This is a genomic window from Snodgrassella alvi (assembly GCF_002777855.1).
GTDB classification, from domain to species: domain Bacteria; phylum Pseudomonadota; class Gammaproteobacteria; order Burkholderiales; family Neisseriaceae; genus Snodgrassella; species Snodgrassella alvi_E.
The window spans coordinates 199637-219928 of record NZ_MEIK01000040.1 but is presented as its reverse complement, the minus strand read 5'-3'; the positions used below and the strand labels follow the sequence as shown (position 1 = coordinate 219928).

The window sequence follows — 20292 nt, the reverse complement described above, 5'->3', positions numbered from 1 at the left end:
GGTTTATGGGTTAGCGGACGTGTTTGATGACATAGGTGACGACGCCGACGATGGCGAGGGTGTCTCCTTCGCTAAAGCTGAAGTTAGGATAGGATTGACTGCTGTTTTCGGAATGCAGTTCGACGTTGCCGTTGTCGAGTCTGTATAGGCGTTTGATGGTGAATTCGTTACCTAAATCGGCCATGACAATGTCGCGGTGTTTAGGGGTGAGGGAGCGGTCGATGATTAGTAGGTCGTCACGACTGATGCCGGCATCGTGCATGGAGTCTCCGCCGCAGCGTACGGCAATGGTAGCGGCCTGATTTTTGATTAGGTACTGGTTGAAATCCAGATAGTCGCTGATGTATGGTTCTGCCGGGCTGGGGAAGCCGGCAGGAATGGTTTCTGTGGCCAGCGGGATGTTGAGCTGGCTGAGGTCGCTGGCTATTTTCCAGCAGTCGAGTGGTAGATGTTGTGCTGGTTGTAATGGACTGTCAGCCAGCTGATCAATCAGGTGCTCTACTGTTGGTATTAGGCTGACGGGGATGCGTTTAACTATTTTTGGTCCGGCAATTCTGGCTTTGCGCCCAGCGCCGGTTCTGCTACCACCGTGTGTGTTGGATTTTGCTGTTGTATCAACCACTAATATGCTCATCTTGATTAAGTTATTTAATCAAGAATGGTAGGATTGTGATTTTTCTGCGTCAATTGTATCTAGCTGTAGCTTGCTGATAATGATTTGTTTTTATGTGGGTTATGCGGTTGGATATTACTTCTGTTGATGTAAGCTAACCGGTTTTGTGATTTTTTGATTATTCTGAATCATTGTTATTAATTGCAGGTGAATGGGTGAGATCGTTGCGCAGTCAATATGCGTTTGGATAATTTTAGGTGGGTAAGTATAGCTGGGAGTTGTCTAGTTTGGTTGCTGAGGTATAGAGGCTGGTCGGGAAGAATTGACAGAGGTTGATGGGATAATGCTATCTGAGGCAGTTTCATCAGCAATCCGGTCGAGGGTAGTGGTAGCTTCAAGATGAGCGTTTTGGACATCGGAGGCAGTGATGGCTGCAGCTTCACTGGCGCTGCGATAATTTTCATGGTGTGAGCAGGCAGCTAGGCTGGTAATGGCGAAAATAGGTAGTAAAGGCAGTATTTTCATGATGGATATAGATATTGTGTGGATTAATCTGGATTGGTAAGTGGAGTGCAGCCGCATTGGTTGAGTAGCTGGGTGGTTTCATAAACGGGTAAGCCCATGATGCCGGTAAAGCTGCCGCTAATGTGCTGAACCAGCATTCCGCCCAGCCCTTGGATGCCATAGGCTCCGGCTTTGTCCAGTGGTTCACCGCTGGCAATGTAAGCAGTAATCTGTTCATCCTGTAAGGGTGCAAAGTGTACAGTGCTGGTTTGCAGGCTGTGTAGGGTTTGGTTGTGCCAGTAGATGGAAACGGCGGTATGTACCTGATGCTGGCAGCCTGAAAGTAGTTTGAGCATGCGTGCCGCATCGTCGGTGTTGACTGGTTTGCCCAGAATGAGGTTATTCAGGCTAACGGTGGTGTCGGCGCTGATCAGCGGAAATTCCGGTGGCTGTTGCTGTGTCTGGTGCCATGTACTGAGTGCTGCGCTGTTTTTCATACGTGCCATGCGCTGCACATATTTAGTGGCGTTTTCGTCTGGGTAGGGCGTTTCATCAATCTCTGCGGGCAACCGCAATACATGGTAGCCAAGATTGGTGAGGATTTCATACCGACGGGGGCTGCCGGAAGCAAGGTAGACGGTAGGCGGGTTCATTGATAAGGAATGGTGTGTTGGGTGTGTATGTTATCGGTTGATTGTGGTTATTTTAGCATTGCCTTACGCAAAATGGTTTTTTCTCTGGATATCGGTGCGGCTGGATTTTGGTCTAGATCCAGTTACGAGCAGCGGGCTGGTTTTGTCTGGTTAGAGGTTTACATCAACGATAAACCGACCTCTGATTTTGCCTTTAATGATGTCTTGAGCGGTTTCAGGGCACTCATTCAGGCTGATAGTGTGGGCAATGTGCTGTAGTTGCTGTGTATTCAGATGTTTGGCCAGAAAATCCCATGCTGCTATGCGTTGAGAGTAAGGTGCCATAACGCTGTCGATACCGGCTAGAGTAATGCCTCTAAGTATGAAAGGGGCTACTGTGGCCGGTAAATCCATGCCCTGAGCCAGACCGCATGCGGTGACGATACCGCCATATTGGGTCTGGGAACAGATGTTAGCCAAGCTGTGTGAACCGAGTACATCTATAGCAGCTGCCCATTGTTGTTTTTGTAATGGTTTTTCTGCATTGGCTAGTGTTTTACTGTCAATGAAGTGGTGTACGCCTAGTTGTTGCAAATAATCGGTGTTACTGATTTTGCTGGTAGCAGCGGTGAGGGTATAGCCTAATTGAGCCAGTAACATAATGGCAACGGAACCGACACCTCCTGTGGCACCAGTAATAAGAATGTTGCCATGTTCTGGAGTAATGCCATGTTTGATGATGCGTTGAACACAAAGGGCGGCTGTATATCCGGCCGTACCGATCATCATGGCTTGCTGGGTGCTTAAGCCGGCTGGTAAGGGGATAAGCCAGTCTGATTTAAGATAGGCATACTGACTCAGACAGCCCCAATGGGTTTCGCCACAGCCCCAGCCGTTTAAGATGACGCGATCTCCAGCTTTAAAGTGCTCGCTGCTGCTGCGAATAATGGTACCGGCACCGTCTATGCCGGGTACCATCGGCCATTGCCTTACTATGGGGCCGCTATTAGTGATGGCCAGAGCATCTTTATAGTTCAGACTAGAAAACTGAATTTGTATCAGGGTATCGCCTGTTTGTTGTAGCAGATTTTCTTCTCTGATTTGTTGGATGCTACAGGAAAAATCGTTTTCAGTTTTTTCTAAGAATATGGCCTTGGATAACATGACATTATGCCTTTTAGGGGGTAACTAGACGGATGGTCTAATTTTGATTATAGGCTGGTTGTCAGTAATGAGCAATTGGTCAATGCGGTTGGTTTGGTTAAAGCGAAAAAGACGTGTTGAAGTAGCTAATGTGGCTGGCAGCTGGGGTGAGTTAGGCGGATTTGATTAAATTGAAAAACTGTTGGGTAAATGTGTCTAGTGGTGTGGCACTTTTCAGCAGTTTGGCTCGGCTGACTGCTCCTTCCCAACCTAGCCAAAAGAAACACGCCAGTTGGTTGCAATCTGTTTGCTGGTTTATTTCATGTTGCTGCTGGGCCAACCGTAAGCAGCTGGCGATGAGGTGCTGCCAGTTGTGTAAAATATTGCTGAGTAAAGCGGGGTAATCCGGCGGAAGCAAGCATTCGTCCTGCATTAGTTCGCCAACTAGGCAGCCGCGGTTGAAATGGTATTCAGACATGCTGTTTCTGGCATCTGTACAGAATGCTTTGATTCTGACTAATGCAGAAGAAATGTTTTCGTTGAGTAAATGCTGTTGTAGTTTTTTGGTAAAAAAACTGTTGTAGTAATCAAGTATGGCATAGCCAAATTCTTCTTTGCTTTTAAAATAATAATAAAAAGAGCCTTTGGGGACGCCTACTTTTTTAAGTATGCTTTCAATATTTGCACTGTTGTAGCCGTATGTGGTCATGGCTTCCACGCCGCTGCGGATAAGCGCAATTTTGGTATTACGGCCTTTACGGGATAACGTTGGCGTTGTAGCTGGTTCTGTCATCGTACTATTGTGTTGTTCTGAATTTTTGGTATGGCCTGTTTCAGGCAGATTGAAGAGCTGTTACTTTCCCTGTTTACTGACGGCTTTACGACAAAGCCAGTCCAGCCACGTGATAGGAAAAAATTTTTTTAAATACCAGAAAAGATGTGACGGTACGGTAACCGGATAGCGAGCTTTAGGTTTGTGGGCATTCAGGGCGCGCGCACAAACGCTGGCACATTGCTCAGCCGTTAATGTAAAGGGAGCGACGCTGCTTGTAGCTTGCAAGCGGTTAAGTTGAGCCTGATAGGCAGAACGATGAACGCTATTCTCTACATCAATGTACTGTTTGAATTTAACCAGCGCATTGGGTCGAAAACGTGTGGCTATAGGTCCGGGTTCGAGAAGGCTGATATAAATACCGCTCGCATGGGTTTCCAAGCGTAGAGTATCGCATAGTCCTTCCAAGGCAAATTTAGAGCTGTTGTAGGCACTACGCCACGGCATAGCGGCATATCCAAGTATGCTGGAATTAACCAGTATACGGCCGTATTGCTGACGCCGAAATATTTTCATGGCAGCATTGATGCATTGCCATGTACCGAATACATTGGTATTAAACTGTTCATGCAAAGCTGTGCGGCTGATGTCCTCAGCGGCACCAGTTTGTCCGTAGCCAGCATTGCAAAATAGCGCATCCAGATGGCCGAATTCACTCAGTACTGTATCAAAAGCGGTTTGTATTTGTTCATCGCTGGTAATATCCAGCTGGAGGCAGTGAAAACCTTCTGCACGTAAACGTGCAACATCTTCAGCGCTACGGCAACTGGTATAAACTCGCCAGTTGTCTTGGCGTAATAATTTGGCGGTGGCGTAGCCAATGCCACTGGAGCAGCCGGTAATCAAAATGTTTTTTTGCATGTGATGACCTTATCGGAGTTCGTTTTCCGCAGCGGCTTCGTAGGCATCGACAATTTTCTGTACCAATGGATGGCGTACGACATCTTCACTGGTGAATACATGAAAATAAATACCGTCAATGTTGCTGAGCTTTTCACGGGCATCTTTCAGGCCGCTTTTGATATTTTTAGGTAAATCAATTTGGCTGGTATCACCGGTTATAGCAGCCTTGGCACCAAATCCAATACGGGTAAGAAACATTTTCATCTGTTCCGGTGTGGTGTTTTGTGCTTCGTCCAGAATGATGTAAGCTCCGTTTAGTGTACGCCCGCGCATATAAGCGAGAGGAGCAATTTCAATCAAGCCTTTTTCAAGTAGTTTAGTGACGCGGTCAAAGCCCATTAGGTCGTAAAGAGCATCATATAAGGGGCGCAGATAGGGATCGACTTTCTGTGTCAGATCACCGGGCAGAAAACCGAGCTTTTCACCTGCTTCTACGGCAGGCCGTACCAGTACAATTCGTTCTACTTGATGTTTTTCGATGGCATCGACAGCTGCTGCTACTGCCAGATAGGTTTTACCGGTACCTGCAGGACCTAATCCGAATACTACATCGTGTTTTAATAAGGCCTGTATGTAGCCGTTCTGCCGCGGGGTACGGCCGCCAATGTTACCGCGGCGAGTACGCAGGGTCCAAGTTTTGGGTTCTTGGTGATTGGTTTCAGGCTGGGTGGTGGTTTTGGCCTCTACAGCAGCCAGCTGGATATCGCTGTCATTTAGGTCGCGTTGGCGTGCAATCGTGGCTAGACTCTCCAATGCGTTGATTCCTTGTGTGATTTGAGTGCCGGTTAAAGTGAAATGGTCAAAGCGGCGGGTAATTTCCAGATTCAGTGCTTTGCCCAGACTGGCAATATGTTGATCCAGAACGCCACACAGGCGTTGCAAGGCGGTGTTATCTATGGATTCGAGCTGGTAATGGCTGGTTTGACTCATGGTTAGACTTAATACAATTGAACAATTTTTAATATGTAGTCAAGCAGGTCGAAAGCAAGGGTGGCTTGATGATTATAATAATTGCTGTTACAGGGGCTGAATTGTTAATTGGCTATTTAAAAATGGCTGATTGGCCTTGCCTGCGGACAGTACTTGGTATAGATTGTGGCGGTAAATAGAGGGATGCTGCTGGCAATATACGCCCGCAAGCTTATCAATGATTCTGCGGATGGAAAATTGCATGCGAACTGCGAAGATTACACGAAATACCAGTGAAACGAAAATTCAGATAAGTTTAAATCTTGATGGTACTGGTGTAGGCAGGTTTGATACGGGAGTGCCCTTTCTGGAGCATATGCTTGATCAGATTGCCCGTCATGGTTTAATTGATTTGGATATCCGCTGTCGTGGCGATGTACATATTGATGACCATCATACTGTTGAAGATATTGGGATTGCTCTGGGGCAGGCGCTGAAGCAGGCGTTAGGCGATAAATGTGGGATTGCCCGCTATGGATACAGTTATGTGCCGCTGGATGAATCGCTAAGCCGTGTCGTGATTGATTTATCGGGACGACCGGGACTGGTGTATAACGTTGAATTTACCCGTGCGTTAATCGGACGCTTTGATGTTGATTTGTTTAGTGAGTTTTTTCACGGGCTGGTCAATCATGCAATGATGACGCTGCATATTGATAATTTGCGTGGTGTGAATGCGCATCATCAGGCTGAAACAATTTTCAAGGCATTTGGTCGTGCTCTGCGTATGGCTGTAGCTGCGGATGAGCGTATGGCTGGAGTAATGCCTTCTACTAAGGGTACTTTGACTGCATAAATATTAGGTTGATTTCAATAATCCGTTAATGAGTGTACATTAGCGGATTATTTTTTAATCTTGCTTATGTGATTTACTGCTTTGAAAGAACAGATAAGGTGTTAATGTAAACATCGTTATAAGTATAATAATGTGTTTATTCAATTTGTTGTGCAAATAAAATTTTTTATAATTAACATTTATGAATATTCTTTTATTTGTGTATTTTTTTGTTTTTTTGTGATAGTGTGTATCTGTCGGGTTTGATGGCCGTTTGAGTAATTTTTTATTGCCAGTCTGACAGGTTCGGATATGGATAAGCTGATTGGAATATGTAACGACCTTGATTTAGAGCAAGGTAGACAAATGAATGATGATGTAATGGTAATTGATGTAAGGCCTATCCAATATTGGCAGCACAACGATGCTGAGAATATGAAGTATGAAACTCAGGCTAGTTTTCTGCCTGATTTTGAATCTGAATATTATTTAGACAAATTAATGCAGTTCGATTTGCAAACTGAACAGTCTCAAGATGCTACAACTAAGATAGTGAGAGTGTGGCAACATGCTGATCTGTTTCCGCATTTGAATGTGGTCGATAATCTGACATTGATGCAAATGAAGGTATTGCATCTGGATCGTTTAGAAGCGCATAGTAAAGCATTAAATTATCTGTCTCAGGTGAGTTTATATCGTCAGGCATTGAAATTTCCGGCAGATTTATCCGCTGGTGAACAGTTTCTAGTAGCGGTGGCGCGCAGTTTATGTGTGCGGCCACAAGTCATTTTGTTGAATAAAGCGATGCAGCAGCATGCTGAAGCAGACAGGGATGTTGATTTGCAGACAGTAATGAAAGCATTGCTGATGGATGGACTGGTTTTAGCCAGTGAGCTGGATGTGAAAGAATTGGCTTGTCGACAAGATAATAATGTAGAAATTAATGTGGAAGCCGAACCTATGGAGATGCTAAAGGAAGAAAGTGGTTTCTTTCCACTTTGGAATTTTAGCTACGTATAATGAGAATGGTTTGGTTTCAGATTTTCAGTTAACTTGGTTTAAGGTATGATAACGGGCTGTTTATTTGCATACAGCCCGTTATTTTTAACCAAATTCCGGATTACCTTGCTTAAAGTTAATAAAGTAAATTTTGATAAAGATGTGAAAATGAAAGTAGCTATTGTCAATTATGGTATGGGTAATCTGCATTCGGTGCTGAAATCAGTTCAGGCGGCTGGTCAGTTACAGCAGATTAAGGCTGAAATTATGCTGACGTCTGAACCGGATGAGGTTTATGCAGCAGACAAAATAATTTTTCCCGGACAGGGTGCCATGCCAGATTGTATGGCGGCTTTGCTGAAAAGCGGTTTGGCAGAAGCATTAATGGATGGATTGCAGCGTAAACCGTTTTTCGGCATCTGTGTGGGTGCGCAGCTACTGTTTGAACACAGCGAAGAAGGTAATACATCCGGCTTGGGCTGGTTTCCTGGTTGTGTTAAGCGGTTTCAATCCACTGTAGCTGTGAATAATCGTCCGCTGAAAATACCACATATGGGCTGGAACCGTGTTCATCAGACTCAGCAGCACCCTCTATTTGCCAGTATATTGCAGAATGAATGGTTTTATTTTGTACATAGTTATTATTTAGCGCCGCAGGAATCATCTCTGGTATTGGGTATATCAGATTATGGTGAAGATTTTGCCTGTATTGTGGGCAGAGATAATGTATTTGCCACACAGTTTCATACAGAGAAAAGCCATGTGGCGGGTTTGCAGTTGCTAGGTAATTTTTTAAAGTGGGATGGTACGCAGTAGTGTCCTTAAAGTATCTGTTTTCAACTCGTCTAGATTATGTGAATTTAATATGTTATTGATTCCTGCAATTGATTTAAAGGGCGGACAGTGTGTGCGCTTACAACAAGGCCTGATGGAGCGGGCCACCGTATTTTCTGATGATCCTGCACAGATGGCTTTGCACTGGTGTGCACAGGGCGCTCGCCGCTTGCATCTGGTGGATTTGGATGGGGCGTTTGCCGGAAAACCTGAAAACATGACCGCAATCAAAGATATACTGAAACAGGTGGCAGATAATGTGCCGGTGCAGCTTGGCGGTGGAATTCGTGATTTGCATACAATAGAACGCTATTTGCAGCTGGGTTTGAGCTACGTCATTATTGGTACTGCTGCGGTAAACAACCCGCAATTTGTGCGTCAGGCTTGTGCTGCCTTTCCTGGGCAAATTATTGTTGGAATTGATGCAAAAAATGGGATGGTGGCAACAGACGGCTGGGCGAAGATAACAGATTTTCAGGTAACAGAGCTGGCCAAACGTTTTGCTGATGATGGCGTAAATAGTATTATTTATACGGATATCGGCCGTGATGGCATGATGAGCGGGGTCAACATTGATGCCACAGTCAAATTGGCTCAACAGACATCTATACCCATTATTGCTTCTGGTGGGGTAACTGATTTGGCGGATGTGGAAGCCCTGTGTGCTGTCGCAAAGGATGGCATTGCCGGAGCCATTGTTGGGCGTGCTATTTATGAAGGTACGCTCGATTTGGCAACAGCACAGAAAATAGCGGATCAGTACGAACACTAGTTCTCATTTTATGTGCATCAAAATATCTGCATTCAGTTTTATGCTGTAGCTGTAAAGTATCTGTATATTTTGATCAGAGTTGCTAGGTGATAGATAAGCTGAATATTTTATTTAACAATAACCTTACAGTACTTATGGAGACCGAGTAATGATTAATATATTAAGTTCCCTGATTTTGGCATTGTGGTTGGTTCTTAGCATGAATCGGTCAAGGCAGATTTTTTTTGAAACCAGCATTTATATCATTGCGATGATAGGGATTAATTGTATTATGCAGCATGCATGGCCGGATGTGAATAGTGCATGGCTTCTAGGCTGGATTGTGCAATGGTTTTTTGTCTTTATCGCAATTTGGCTGTTTGATATTGTTGCACTGGGTACCATCAGTGCGCTTATTTATTCGATTGTAGTCGGCGTTATCTATTACTATTTACAATTAAATATTCCTGCTTTGGTTGAGCACTGGATAAAATAATTACCATATAGTTTAGCTGAGAAAGATGGCATTATGGCTTTAGCCAAACGCATTATTCCGTGTCTGGATGTAGACAATGGGCGTGTAGTGAAAGGGATTAATTTTATCTCTCTGCGCGATGCCGGTAATCCAGTGGAAATTGCCCAGCGCTATAATGATGAGGGTGCGGATGAACTTACTTTTCTTGATATCACTGCTAGCTCAGATAATCGCGATACGATTTTGCATGTTATCGAAGCGGTAGCTAGTAAGGTATTTATTCCGCTGACTGTAGGAGGTGGTGTGCGCAGTGTTGAAGACATCCGCCGCCTTCTGAATGCCGGTGCAGATAAGGTTTCGATTAACACAGCCGCTGTCAGCAATCCAGACCTTGTTAATGAGGCCAGTGCTTTTTTTGGCAATCAGGCAATTGTTGTGGCCGTGGATGCTAAAGCAGTGGATGCTGAAAATTCACGCTGGGAAGTTTTTACCCATGGTGGCAGGCGTCAAACGGGACTTGATGCTGTGGAATGGGCGAAAAATATGGCCTTGCGTGGAGCAGGGGAAATTTTGCTAACCAGCATGGATAGAGATGGGACTAAGGCTGGTTTCAATATACCACTTACCCGAGCGGTAAGTAATGCTGTCAGTGTGCCAGTAATCGCTTCGGGCGGTGTTGGCAATATTGAGCATCTGATTGAAGGTGTGCAGATGGGGTATGCTGATGCGGTACTTGCAGCAAGCATTTTTCATTTTGGTGAAGTACGGATTCATGACGCTAAATTAGCCATGCAGCAGGCTGGTATTGAAATGCGTATTTAATTTTGCCTATATATAGGTTGAATGTCTGTTAGAAAATAAGGACAATAGTTGTGATCAATACGCTTTTGGATGCGGTAAAGTGGAATGATAAAGGATTGGTCTGCGCTGTGGTTCAGGACAGACGCACTTTGCGCGTGCTGATGGTGGCATGGATGAATGCCGAAGCGTTGAGACAGACTGTAGCTACTGGTTTTGCACATTATTACAGCCGCTCAAGACAGAGGCAGTGGATGAAAGGTGAAGAGTCTGGGCATACGCAAAAGGTATATGAGCTGCGTTTGGATTGTGACGGTGACGCGCTAGTTTTGCTGGTTGAACAGCAGGGTGGTATTGCCTGCCACACCGGACATGCTAGCTGTTTTTACCGCATTTATCGGAATAATGACTGGATAAGTACCGATCCTGTTATTAAATCAGAAAATGAAATATATACCCAGTCTGAGTGTGTGCAGAAGCATAAATAAAATAAAGAGAACATGATGATAACTAAGCCGGATGCAGCAGATGTAGCCATGATTTTAACTGAATTAGCTGATGTGCTGGATTCCAGACGCGAGTCTTCGCCACAGACTTCTTATGTAGCTCAGTTATTACAAAGTGGTGAAGATAAAATTTTGAAGAAAGTTATCGAGGAAGCAGGCGAGGTGTTGATGGCTTCCAAGGACGGTAACAAGCATCATTTGATTAAAGAAGTGGCTGATGTCTGGTTTCATACGATGGTATTGCTGACATATCATCAGATTCGCGTAGAAGAAGTTTTACAGGAGCTACAACAGCGACAGCATGTGTCTGGATTGGCTGAAAAAGCCAGTCGTCAGCCGCAGTAATTACAACCAAATTTCTGAATATGCGCTGCTGTCTTCATACTGCGGGCGCATGTTTTTTTAAGTAGTTGAGGTAAAGGAAAAGCATCATGGGTAGTTTTTCAATTTGGCACTGGGCAGTGGTATTGCTGATTGTAGTACTGATTTTCGGTACCAAAAAGTTACGTAATATTGGTAAAGATCTGGGCGGTGCTGTACATGATTTTAAACAGGGTCTGAATGAAAGTGATCGTGAAGGACAGAAAAAAGATGATGTAATCGAACATAATAAAGACGATAGTAAAGTTTAGAAGGTATTTATGTTTGGTTTGGGTTTTGGAGAGATTCTGCTGATTGCAGTAGTTGCTCTGGTGGTTCTGGGACCGGAACGTCTACCTAAGGTGGCACGCAGTGCTGGTCTCTGGGTGGGACGTATTCAGAATTTCATCAATAATGTTAAAACCGAACTAAGCGAGCAGACTGGGGTAGCAGAATTTAGACAAGCACGTGATAGTATTGAGGCCGCTGCGCGGTCATTTGAGCTTGATGTTAATAATAATGTACGTAGTATACGTGGCGAGGTAGATGCATTAAAACGTCAGATTGCTACTGATGAAGCAGCAGAGACCGAAACCAAGATAAACCTTTCCGAGCCACTGCACTACAGTGGTACCAATTTGTCTGATGCTCCGCTGGTGCATCGGGTTTCGCTGCATCGGCAGGCGATACAACGCAGGCGCGATATGCGTCCCCGACATCGTATTACGCCTAAATTGCGTATACGCCGGCACGGATAAATGAGCAGAGTAATAGTAATGCCGGTAGATGAAAATACTGAATTGACACTGATAGATCACCTGTTGGAATTACGTCGCCGTGTGATGTGGATTCTGGCTATTCTATTGTTATGCTTTGCAATTATGGTGCCTTTTGCACAGAAAATATATACTTTTGTTGCTGAGCCCTTGATGGTGAATCTGCCAGCTGGACAGCATATGATAGCAACCGAGGTAATTGCGCCGTTTTTTGTACCTTTGAAGGTGACAATGACGGCCGCTTTTTTATTAACATTGCCACATACGTTATATCAAGTCTGGGCCTTTATAGCTCCTGGCCTTTATCGTCATGAAAAACGTTTGATACTGCCTCTATTAATTGCCAGTGTCTTTTTGTTTGCTCTTGGAATGGCATTTGCCTATTATCTGGTTTTTCCTGTTATTTTCCGTTTTCTGACTGGTATTACACCTGTCGGGGTAAGCATGGCTACCGATATCGACAAATATCTGTCTTTTATATTAGGTATGTTTGTGGCATTTGGAGTAACATTTGAAGTTCCGGTACTGGTAATTCTGTTAAACAGAATAGGGGTAGTATCTGTACTTCAGTTAAAAAAAGCTCGCCCTTATGTTGTGGTTGGCGCATTTGTCGTGGCGGCAGTAGTTACACCGCCAGATATTCTGTCACAAACGCTACTTGCGATCCCATTGATTCTTCTTTATGAGATCGGGGTTTTGGTGTGTCGTTGTGTTGGCGGTGATAGGAAAAAGAGCTCTTTATCATATCCGGTACAGAAACGATAAATTAATTTTTTATACTGAAATAAACAGGCTGCCTGAACATTTTCAGGCAGCCTGTTTATAAATAAATTCAAGACAGTTAACGACGTTGTTCGATGGAGAATTGTATGGATCAGTCGCCAATTGATTCGTGTTCGAATATTTACCGCTCAGCTACATGGGTCTGGTGGTTGGGAATGTTGTCGCTGTGCATTGTGCCGTTTATGTCTAGCTGGCGCGTAGGTACCCTGTCTAGTTTTTATCTGGAAACAGGAACATTATTTTTTGTGCTTTGTCTTGCTGGGCTGACGGTATTGACTCGCAAAACCAAATTTTCATTGCCCAACAGTAGTATTGTACTATTGGTGTTGGCACTATTGCTTGTGATACAAGCACGAGTAATGAATCTTACATATACTAGTCAGTCCGACCTGACCGCATTAGTTTTTGTGGTAATGGCTATACTTGCTTGGGCGGCGCGTGGATGGGTTATTCGCATTGGCCAGACTCAGGCTGTTACGATTTTGGCTATGGCGTTGGTACTGGGGGTGCTATTACAGTCTCTAGTATGTTTAATGCAGTTTGTGGGTGTAAATAGCTGGATTCCGGGAATATTGCGTGGACCAGGAAATCATTATATTTATGGTCAGCTAGCTCAGCGCAATCATCTAGGACATTACCTGATGTGGGGTGTGCTGGCTTTGTGTTTTTTGTGGCAGCAGCGGCGCCTGCCGAACTGGGTAGTTTGGCCATTGCTATTTTGGTTTACTGGTGTAATGGGGCTGATTGGTTCGCGTACGATTATTCTGTATGTGCTGGTTATCGGGTTATCACTGTTTTTCTGGCGTTGGCGTGCGGGTTCTGCTGCTAATCGTTTTTTAATGAAACTGGCTATTGCCATTGGTTTGGTATTGCTGTTTCAACTGGTATTGAGTCCACTGTTTGATTTTTTTCTGCATATTAGTTTTCAGTCTGGTACTGCTCGGCTGGAGCAGGGTGGGTTTGCTCAGTCAGGGCGCCATATGGAGTGGCATAAGGCATGGTTAATTTTTAAAAGTGCGCCATGGTTTGGTTATGGCTGGGGTAGCTATGCCTATCAGGGATTTGCAATTGCAGATGTGTATCCGAATGGTTTCCGCCAATATGAAAACACGGTGCTATTTACACACTGCCACAATCTGGTATTACAGCTATTGGCAGAAACAGGTATTACTGGTCTGTTAATTATATTTGCTTGTTTTGTTTGGGTGATCTGGCCACATCTAAGCAAGGGATTTAATCCGGCGTCAATTGTTTTAATAAGTATGATATTGGTTTCTTTGTGCCACAGTATGTTGGAATATCCACTTTGGTACAGCTATTTTCTTGCTATATTTGTACTATTTATGGCATTGACACCGATTACGCGGGCTCAATTGGCCAAATCCTGTCGGCCTGTTTCAAAGAGCTCCAATCAGGCTGGAGCAATTCTGGCTTTAATCGCGATGCTGATGATGATCTGGCAGATGCTGCTGTATCAACAATTTTTAAAAGTTCGTGCTAATGGTCAGATAGCGCAGGTTGAACAAATGAACAAATTGCATAATTTGCGTAAGCATATGTACTTTATGCGTTATTATGTTGACATGGCTATTATCGAAAAACTGAATGTTACTGATTCTTTTTTACCATTATGGGGTAAACAAGCGGCATTGTTGGCGGGAAGATATCGACCTTACAGCAACACATTTATACGTGGACTTTACCTTGAGCAGGCACAGCAAAAAACTGCTGCTCATGACTGGTTTACAGAGGTAAGTCATTACTATCCCGGAATGATTCCTAGTTTTATAAGCAGAATTAGAAATCAACCATATTCCGTCGCAGCAATACAACAAATGCAGCAGGATTGCCTGAAATATCAGCAGCAAAGTGCGCTGAAAATGAATTGTATGTAGTGTTCAGACAGATATTTAACATTGTGGTTTTTAATGAAAAAGTGAGCAAAAGCCTTGCTATTGTAAAGATAATTCCAACCTACATGTTAAGATATCAAGTGTAAATATAGTAAATACGTCTGTAGTCAATACAGAATGTGCACTTCCATTTAGGAGGATGATATGAATCGTGTGTTATTAATAGATGACGATAATTTGTTGACAGAGTTACTCACTGAATATTTGACAGCTGAAGGGCTGGAAGTGAGTCGTGTTGCCGATGGCGAAGCAGGTGTGAAAGAAATTTTAACCGGTCAGTACGATGTGGTGGTATTGGATTCCATGATGCCGAAAATGAACGGTTTGGATGTGCTGAAAACGGTACGTGTACAAAGTAAGATTCCAATTATTATGTTGACTGCCAAAGGCGACGATATTGATCGAATTATAGGTCTGGAAATGGGTGCAGACGATTATGTACCAAAACTGTGCCAGCCTCGCGAATTGTTGGCTCGAATCAATGCCATTTTACGTCGTACACACCAGAGTCAAGACAACGACCAAAATGGTATTCCTAACAGTATTTCAGCCAGTGGGGTAGTGCTCTATCCAGCCAAACGTCAGGTTACCATTGATGAAGAACCATTAGAGCTGACCAGCACAGAATTCAATCTGCTTGAAGTACTAATGCGCCATGCAGGACAAGTGGTAAGTAAGGAAACTTTGTCTTTGGAAGCTCTGGATCGCAAACTGGCTAAATTTGACCGCAGCATTGATGTACATATTTCTAGTATCCGGCATAAGCTGGGCAATGCTAGTCTGATTCAGACTGTACGTGGTCTGGGTTATCTGTTTGTTAAAAACTGAACCAGAATACAGGCTGTTGTTAAACAGCCTGTTTTAAATTATGAAACTGTTTCCCCGTATATTTGCTACATTCTGCGCAGTGATTGTTTGTGCGATTTTTGTGGCCAGCTCTTCTTTTTGGCTGGTGCAGAATACGCTTGCTGAGACCCGCTTCAAGCAACAGCGAAATTTTGAAGAAAATTTGCTCAGCAGTACCATGAATGCCTTTCAAGCACGTGGTGATGCCGGTATTCGTGAGCAATTGTTGGAATGGGGAAACAGTCCGGGCGGTGAAAATCTTTATGTTATTACCGGTGATAACAAAAATGATATTCTTGGCCGTCCTATAGACCCTGAGGACATTGATAAGGCTCATGAGTTTGCCTTGTCGCATCCTAATTCAAAACTGGTGCAGATATCCTATAATTCTCTTGGCGAGGAATATCTGTTTATGATTCGCGGCTGGAATCATGAGCGTACACCACGTCCTCCTAGCCCGTTTTTTATTCCCGGTTTGCCGATTGCACCGGTCTGGCACGAATTTATAATTCTCAGCTTTATTATTATTGTTGGTCTGCTTACAGCATATATTTTGGCCAATAATATTACCCAGCCAATTCGTGTGTTGTGGCGGGGTATGGATCGGCTGGCTCATGGCAACCTACAGACACGTGTGTCTCATCAGCTATCAGAACGACGTGATGAACTTTATTCATTGGCAGTGCAATTTGACAATATGGCGGATAAATTGCAAAAACTGGTGGAAAAAGAACGTCATTTGCTGCATCACGTTTCGCATGAAATGCGTTCGCCACTGGCTCGCATGCAGGCAATTATTGGCTTGATACAGGTACAACCACAGAAGCAGGAACAGCATTTACAGCGGCTGGAAAGTGAACTTGGACGTATGGATTTGCTGGTTGGTGAACTACTCACACTGTCTCGACTGGAAACGTCTGATTTACCTATAACGCTGGAACCGCTAGCCTTGGTGCCAGTTATCAAGCAGATTGTTGAAGACAATCAGGCGGTAGCCATGCAGCATCAGCAGACTTTATCTTGGCAGTGTGATATTCCGGATACGGCAATGGTGAAGGCGAATGAAAGCTATTTGTACCGCGCCTTTGATAATGTGGTTCGTAATGCAATTAATTACAGCCCAGATGGTAGTGAAATCAAAATTCATCTGCATGAGGGCGGTAAGCAGCAATGGCAGGTGGATATCAGTGATAATGGTCCGGGGGTTGCTGAAAACCAGCTGCCGCATATTTTTACTGCTTTTTATCGTGCGGACAGCAGTGCCAATAAGCCAGGAACGGGGCTTGGTCTGGCTCTAACCAAACATATTATTGATCGCCATCATGGCAAGATATACGCAGATAATCAACAGCCGAAAGGCCTGAGTATGCATTTTTTGCTGCCTAAATTTACACCAAGTAGAAACCGGAATCGGCAGAAGAATAAGAGTTGATTAATATATTACTGAAGAATTAAGCCGGATAAAGTAATAGTCTTTATCCGGCTTTGTGTTTAATTGCTTAGTATTTCTGGTTGAGCTGAAGAATTCTCTAGCTTTAGTGTAAGTTTGTCTTGAAGCACATCAATTACTCGCCTGCCTTAGAGGCAGGTGTTTCGGTTTCAATCGCTGGCAGGGTAGCATTCTGAGCAAACCAGCTTGCAGCAATCTGATTAACTTCCTCCATACCTTGCTTTTTTAGGCTGGAAAAAAGTTGTACCGAAACTTGCTGGCGAGCAATGTATGGTTGTAACGCTTTTCTGACACTGGCTAAAGTTTTAATTTGCTCATTTTTGGATAATTTATCAGCCTTGGATAAAAGAATATGCACGGGACGATTGGTTACTGCGAAAAAATCCAGCATCTGTTTGTCTAGCTCTTTCAGCGGATGGCGTGCATCCATAATTAGAATTAGCCCAATAAGCTGAGTCCGTGTCTGTAGATAATCTCCCAGTAAACTGACCCAGTGTCTGCGTACTGCTTCTGGTACCTGAGCATATCCGTAGCCGGGTAAATCCACCATATACCCGCCGTTTGTCAGTTCGAAAAAGTTTATATGTTGGGTACGTCCTGGCGTTTTGGAAACGTAGGCCAGACGCGTGTGGTTAGTGAGAGTATTAATGGCGCTGGATTTGCCTGCATTGCTTCGGCCAACAAAAGCGATTTCTGCAGGTGTATCTGGCAGGTCTTTTAAATGATTAACGGTAGTATAGAAACGGGCGTGACGAAACAGATTCATGAGTAACAAAATATGAAAATAAGGCTGTAGCATACCATGTTTTTAAGTCTGATTCGGCTTCGAAAACAGATGTTAACGCCGGATTAATGGTGTGGTACTTGATTTTTTGTTGCATACTGCTAAACTGATAAGAAGTTTATTTTTAGGAAATGTTCAGATGAAAGACGGCGTCTCGGGCCGCAGGAATGTGCGTGTAGACTGTTTTTCTCTGATTTTCAGGCAGCTTTGCTCATGCAGCAGGCTGCCTGTTTCCGTTTAACGTATAGGAAAAGAAAATGGATTTTAGCTGGTTGGGAGAACCGGCCACGTGGGTGGGACTGATTACCCTGGTAATTCTAGAAATTGTTCTAGGTGTCGACAATCTGGTATTTGTGGCTATTTTGGCGAATAAAGCCAGTCCGAAACAGCGCGACCATGCTCGTATCGCCGGCTTAACTCTAGCCGTACTGATACGGATTGTGATGCTGGCACTGATGTCATTTATTATCACCCTGACGAAGCCGTTTGTGCATATTGGAGGTTTTGCCATATCGGTTAAAGACTTGATTATGTTCGGCGGTGGATTGTTTTTGCTGTATAAGGCCACCACTGAATTACATGAACGCCTCGAAGGCCATACCGCTATGGCTTCGATTACCAATGTGGCTGTCTATGCCAGTTTCTGGAGTGTGGTTTTACAAATAGTGGTACTGGACGCGGTCTTTTCACTTGATTCTGTGATTACAGCTGTCGCGATGGTGCAACATATCACTGTTGCCATGATGGCTGTGATAATCGCGATGGGGATGATGATATGGGCGAGTGGTCCACTTACCGAGTTTGTAAACCGCCATCCTACTGTGGTGATGTTATGTCTTGGTTTTTTGCTGATGATTGGTTTCAGTCTAATTGCTGAAGGTCTACATTTTGAAATTCCCAAAGGCTATTTGTATGCGGCCATTGCTTTCTCCATACTAATTGAGATTTTCAATCAGATTTCTACGCGAAATACCCGTCGTAACGATATGATTGGCCGTTCGTGGCGCTACCGTACCGCAGACAGTGTGCTGGGTATGATGGGGCTGCGTGAGAAGGAACTGGCCAAGAATGGTACCCCAACCGAAGATGACGAGCACTTCGAAGAAAATGAGAAATCCATGATTCGGAGTGTGCTGACGCTGGCCGAGCGCCCCATCATGGGTGTAATGACGCCGCGCAGTGATATCGAGCGGCTGGATTTATCGCAAACGCGTGAGCAGCAGCATCAGCAGTTACAAGACACACCTTTTTCAAGATTGGTGGTGGTTGGCAAAGCTGGTATTGATGAACCGTTGGGCTTTGTTAATAAAAAAGATCTTCTGAATCAGCTCCTCAAAGGTGAAGCACTGAATATACAGGCCGCACTGCGTCAACCACTGGTTTTACCAGACAGCAGTACTGTGCTGGATGCCATGGAATTGTTCCGCTCACGCAGTGCCGATATTGCACTGGTAGTGGATGAGTTTGGTGCTGTACTCGGACTTGTGAGCATGAAGGATTTGATGGAAACCATTGCCGGTGATTTTCCAGAAGAGTATGAACGTGCTGATGCGCCAAGTATTCAGCAAAATGCTGACCAAAGTGTTACGGTAGATGGCAGCCTTGAATATGCAATATTGGCTCAGCATCTACATTTGCCAACTTTGCCTGAAGATGCCGAATATCACACAGTAGCCGGACTGATAATGGAAGAGATGCAGGATATTCCGGATGTAGGGGATACCATTGATTATGCTGGTTATCGTTTTGAAGTTTTAAGCAAGGACGGACATCGGCTGGAAAGAGTGCGCATCAGCAAAATTGAGCTTCCTGAACCGGAATAATCTTAATTTGTCAGAATATAAAAAAGCCTGCTAGAACAGCAGGCTTTATTCATTTCGTACTTGCTTATTTAATCTGGCTGCCAATTACGCCGCCCAATGCAGCACCACCTAAGGTGGCACCTGTGTCTTTACCCATCAGGTTACCAGCTATACCACCCACTACTGCACCTTCGGCAGTGTGGCGCTGAGCCGGAGTCATATCTGCACATGCAGAAAGAGATGCTGCTACTGCGGCTATTACAGCTAATGTCTTCATTTTGGATTTCATATATATGCCTCTTTGTAAGAAAATAGATTTATCGTGTGTATTAACTCTTCATTATATTGCTATATTGCTGGCGAATGTATAGAAAGTCAACAATATATTATTACTGTATTAATTATATCAGTGAGAAGACAGACTGGTGGAAAAACTGCATTATTAACAATAATGCAGTTTTCTGATATAGAAAGAGGGGCGGCCAGCTAGTCTGTTTCTTTAATAGTGTCAGCCACGATTTCTGGTGTCTCACGGGAAGGCTGCTTTTTCTCCTTATATTTAATCACGGCGCGATCTAGTTTATCCATAAGACAGTCAATAGCTGCATACATATCATTGTCTACACAATCAATATGAATGTCCTTGCCCGAAAGATGTAAATTGATTTCTGCTTTTTTCTGAACTTTTAGTACTGAAAATGTAACGGTGGCACTGATTACCTGATCCGCATGGCGGCTAATGCGTTCTAGCTTGTTTAGTGTGTAATCCTTTAAAGCAGGGGTGACATCCAGATTCTGTCCAACAAATTTAAGATTCATAGCCTGACTCCTTTTAATAAAAGGG

At 44.1% G+C, this 20292-nt stretch carries 24 protein-coding genes and 1 pseudogene; 15 read left to right on the top strand and 10 right to left on the bottom strand.

What is annotated here, in order from left to right; all coding sequences use genetic code 11:
- Positions 1–10: 10 nt before the first annotated feature.
- The 7 genes from BHC43_RS10030 to BHC43_RS10000 all read right to left on the bottom strand — a co-directional run bounded on the left by BHC43_RS10030 (position 11) and on the right by BHC43_RS10000 (position 5557).
- On the bottom strand, positions 11–634 hold the full coding sequence (locus tag BHC43_RS10030) for a LexA family protein (RefSeq protein WP_100157294.1): 624 nt from the start codon (positions 632–634) through the stop codon (positions 11–13).
- A 261-nt stretch (positions 635–895) separates the two neighbouring features.
- Complete coding sequence (locus tag BHC43_RS10025; RefSeq protein ID WP_100140436.1) at positions 896–1138, bottom strand: hypothetical protein; 243 nt, start codon at positions 1136–1138, stop codon at positions 896–898.
- A gap of 23 nt (positions 1139–1161) precedes the next feature.
- Positions 1162–1770, bottom strand: a complete 609-nt coding sequence (locus tag BHC43_RS10020) for a Maf family protein (protein WP_100157293.1) — start codon at positions 1768–1770, stop codon at positions 1162–1164.
- A gap of 150 nt (positions 1771–1920) precedes the next feature.
- Positions 1921–2913 (bottom strand): acrylyl-CoA reductase (NADPH), encoded by a 993-nt coding sequence (gene acuI / locus BHC43_RS10015; protein ID WP_100157292.1) that lies wholly within the window; start codon positions 2911–2913, stop codon positions 1921–1923.
- 151 nt (positions 2914–3064) lie between these two features.
- On the bottom strand, positions 3065–3685 hold the full coding sequence (gene acuR / locus BHC43_RS10010; RefSeq protein ID WP_100157291.1) for an acrylate utilization transcriptional regulator AcuR: 621 nt from the start codon (positions 3683–3685) through the stop codon (positions 3065–3067).
- 60 nt (positions 3686–3745) lie between these two features.
- On the bottom strand, positions 3746–4585 hold the full coding sequence (locus BHC43_RS10005) for an SDR family NAD(P)-dependent oxidoreductase (protein WP_100157290.1): 840 nt from the start codon (positions 4583–4585) through the stop codon (positions 3746–3748).
- A gap of 9 nt (positions 4586–4594) precedes the next feature.
- A complete protein-coding gene (locus BHC43_RS10000; RefSeq protein ID WP_100151767.1) occupies positions 4595–5557 on the bottom strand; it encodes a PhoH family protein in 963 nt (320 codons plus the stop codon).
- A 253-nt stretch (positions 5558–5810) separates the two neighbouring features.
- Between BHC43_RS10000 and hisB the strand changes: the two are divergent.
- The 14 genes and pseudogenes from hisB to BHC43_RS09930 form a co-directional block, all read left to right on the top strand.
- Positions 5811–6392 (top strand): annotated as a pseudogene (gene hisB, locus BHC43_RS09995) (imidazoleglycerol-phosphate dehydratase HisB); the annotation flags it as partial.
- 291 nt (positions 6393–6683) lie between these two features.
- Positions 6684–7391, top strand: a complete 708-nt coding sequence (locus BHC43_RS09990; protein WP_100157289.1) for an ATP-binding cassette domain-containing protein — start codon at positions 6684–6686, stop codon at positions 7389–7391.
- A gap of 147 nt (positions 7392–7538) precedes the next feature.
- Entirely contained in the window at positions 7539–8186 is a 648-nt protein-coding gene (gene hisH / locus BHC43_RS09985; RefSeq protein ID WP_100157361.1) for an imidazole glycerol phosphate synthase subunit HisH, read from the top strand.
- 49 nt (positions 8187–8235) lie between these two features.
- A complete protein-coding gene (hisA, locus tag BHC43_RS09980) occupies positions 8236–8976 on the top strand; it encodes a 1-(5-phosphoribosyl)-5-[(5-phosphoribosylamino)methylideneamino]imidazole-4-carboxamide isomerase (RefSeq protein WP_100157288.1) in 741 nt (246 codons plus the stop codon).
- A 148-nt stretch (positions 8977–9124) separates the two neighbouring features.
- Positions 9125–9451: a hypothetical protein gene (locus BHC43_RS09975; RefSeq protein WP_100140427.1), complete on the top strand. Its 327-nt coding sequence runs from the start codon at positions 9125–9127 to the stop codon at positions 9449–9451.
- A gap of 33 nt (positions 9452–9484) precedes the next feature.
- Positions 9485–10252 carry an imidazole glycerol phosphate synthase subunit HisF gene (hisF, locus tag BHC43_RS09970; protein WP_100157287.1) on the top strand — a complete coding sequence of 256 codons (768 nt, stop codon included), beginning with the start codon at positions 9485–9487 and terminating at the stop codon, positions 10250–10252.
- A 50-nt stretch (positions 10253–10302) separates the two neighbouring features.
- Positions 10303–10716, top strand: a complete 414-nt coding sequence (gene hisI, locus BHC43_RS09965; RefSeq protein ID WP_100140425.1) for a phosphoribosyl-AMP cyclohydrolase — start codon at positions 10303–10305, stop codon at positions 10714–10716.
- A 12-nt stretch (positions 10717–10728) separates the two neighbouring features.
- Positions 10729–11079: a phosphoribosyl-ATP diphosphatase gene (locus tag BHC43_RS09960; RefSeq protein ID WP_257378019.1), complete on the top strand. Its 351-nt coding sequence runs from the start codon at positions 10729–10731 to the stop codon at positions 11077–11079.
- A gap of 86 nt (positions 11080–11165) precedes the next feature.
- On the top strand, positions 11166–11366 hold the full coding sequence (gene tatA, locus BHC43_RS09955) for a Sec-independent protein translocase subunit TatA (protein ID WP_100157286.1): 201 nt from the start codon (positions 11166–11168) through the stop codon (positions 11364–11366).
- Positions 11367–11375: 9 nt separating this feature from the next.
- A complete protein-coding gene (gene tatB / locus BHC43_RS09950; RefSeq protein WP_100140423.1) occupies positions 11376–11852 on the top strand; it encodes a Sec-independent protein translocase protein TatB in 477 nt (158 codons plus the stop codon).
- An 18-nt stretch (positions 11853–11870) separates the two neighbouring features.
- Positions 11871–12635, top strand: a complete 765-nt coding sequence (gene tatC, locus BHC43_RS09945) for a twin-arginine translocase subunit TatC (RefSeq protein WP_100157359.1) — start codon at positions 11871–11873, stop codon at positions 12633–12635.
- A gap of 104 nt (positions 12636–12739) precedes the next feature.
- Positions 12740–14548: a PglL family O-oligosaccharyltransferase gene (locus BHC43_RS09940; RefSeq protein WP_180297478.1), complete on the top strand. Its 1809-nt coding sequence runs from the start codon at positions 12740–12742 to the stop codon at positions 14546–14548.
- Positions 14549–14710: 162 nt separating this feature from the next.
- Positions 14711–15394 (top strand): response regulator transcription factor, encoded by a 684-nt coding sequence (locus tag BHC43_RS09935; protein ID WP_100157284.1) that lies wholly within the window; start codon positions 14711–14713, stop codon positions 15392–15394.
- Between the two features lie 40 nt (positions 15395–15434).
- Entirely contained in the window at positions 15435–16844 is a 1410-nt protein-coding gene (locus tag BHC43_RS09930) for a sensor histidine kinase (protein ID WP_100140420.1), read from the top strand.
- Positions 16845–16977: 133 nt separating this feature from the next.
- Here the strand turns inward: BHC43_RS09930 and yihA are convergent, their stop codons facing one another.
- Complete coding sequence (gene yihA / locus BHC43_RS09925) at positions 16978–17628, bottom strand: ribosome biogenesis GTP-binding protein YihA/YsxC (RefSeq protein WP_100157358.1); 651 nt, start codon at positions 17626–17628, stop codon at positions 16978–16980.
- A 275-nt stretch (positions 17629–17903) separates the two neighbouring features.
- Here yihA and BHC43_RS09920 point away from each other — a divergent pair, with 275 nt between their 5' ends.
- Positions 17904–19469, top strand: a complete 1566-nt coding sequence (locus tag BHC43_RS09920) for a TerC family protein (protein WP_100140419.1) — start codon at positions 17904–17906, stop codon at positions 19467–19469.
- Positions 19470–19533: 64 nt separating this feature from the next.
- Here the strand turns inward: BHC43_RS09920 and BHC43_RS09915 are convergent, their stop codons facing one another.
- Both BHC43_RS09915 and hpf read right to left on the bottom strand, forming a co-directional pair.
- Positions 19534–19737 carry a glycine zipper 2TM domain-containing protein gene (locus BHC43_RS09915; protein WP_100140418.1) on the bottom strand — a complete coding sequence of 68 codons (204 nt, stop codon included), beginning with the start codon at positions 19735–19737 and terminating at the stop codon, positions 19534–19536.
- A 197-nt stretch (positions 19738–19934) separates the two neighbouring features.
- The gene (hpf, locus tag BHC43_RS09910; RefSeq protein ID WP_100140417.1) at positions 19935–20267 is read right to left on the bottom strand and encodes a ribosome hibernation-promoting factor, HPF/YfiA family; all 333 of its coding nucleotides are present in this window, start codon (positions 20265–20267) and stop codon (positions 19935–19937) included.
- Between the last annotated feature and the right edge of the window lie 25 nt (positions 20268–20292).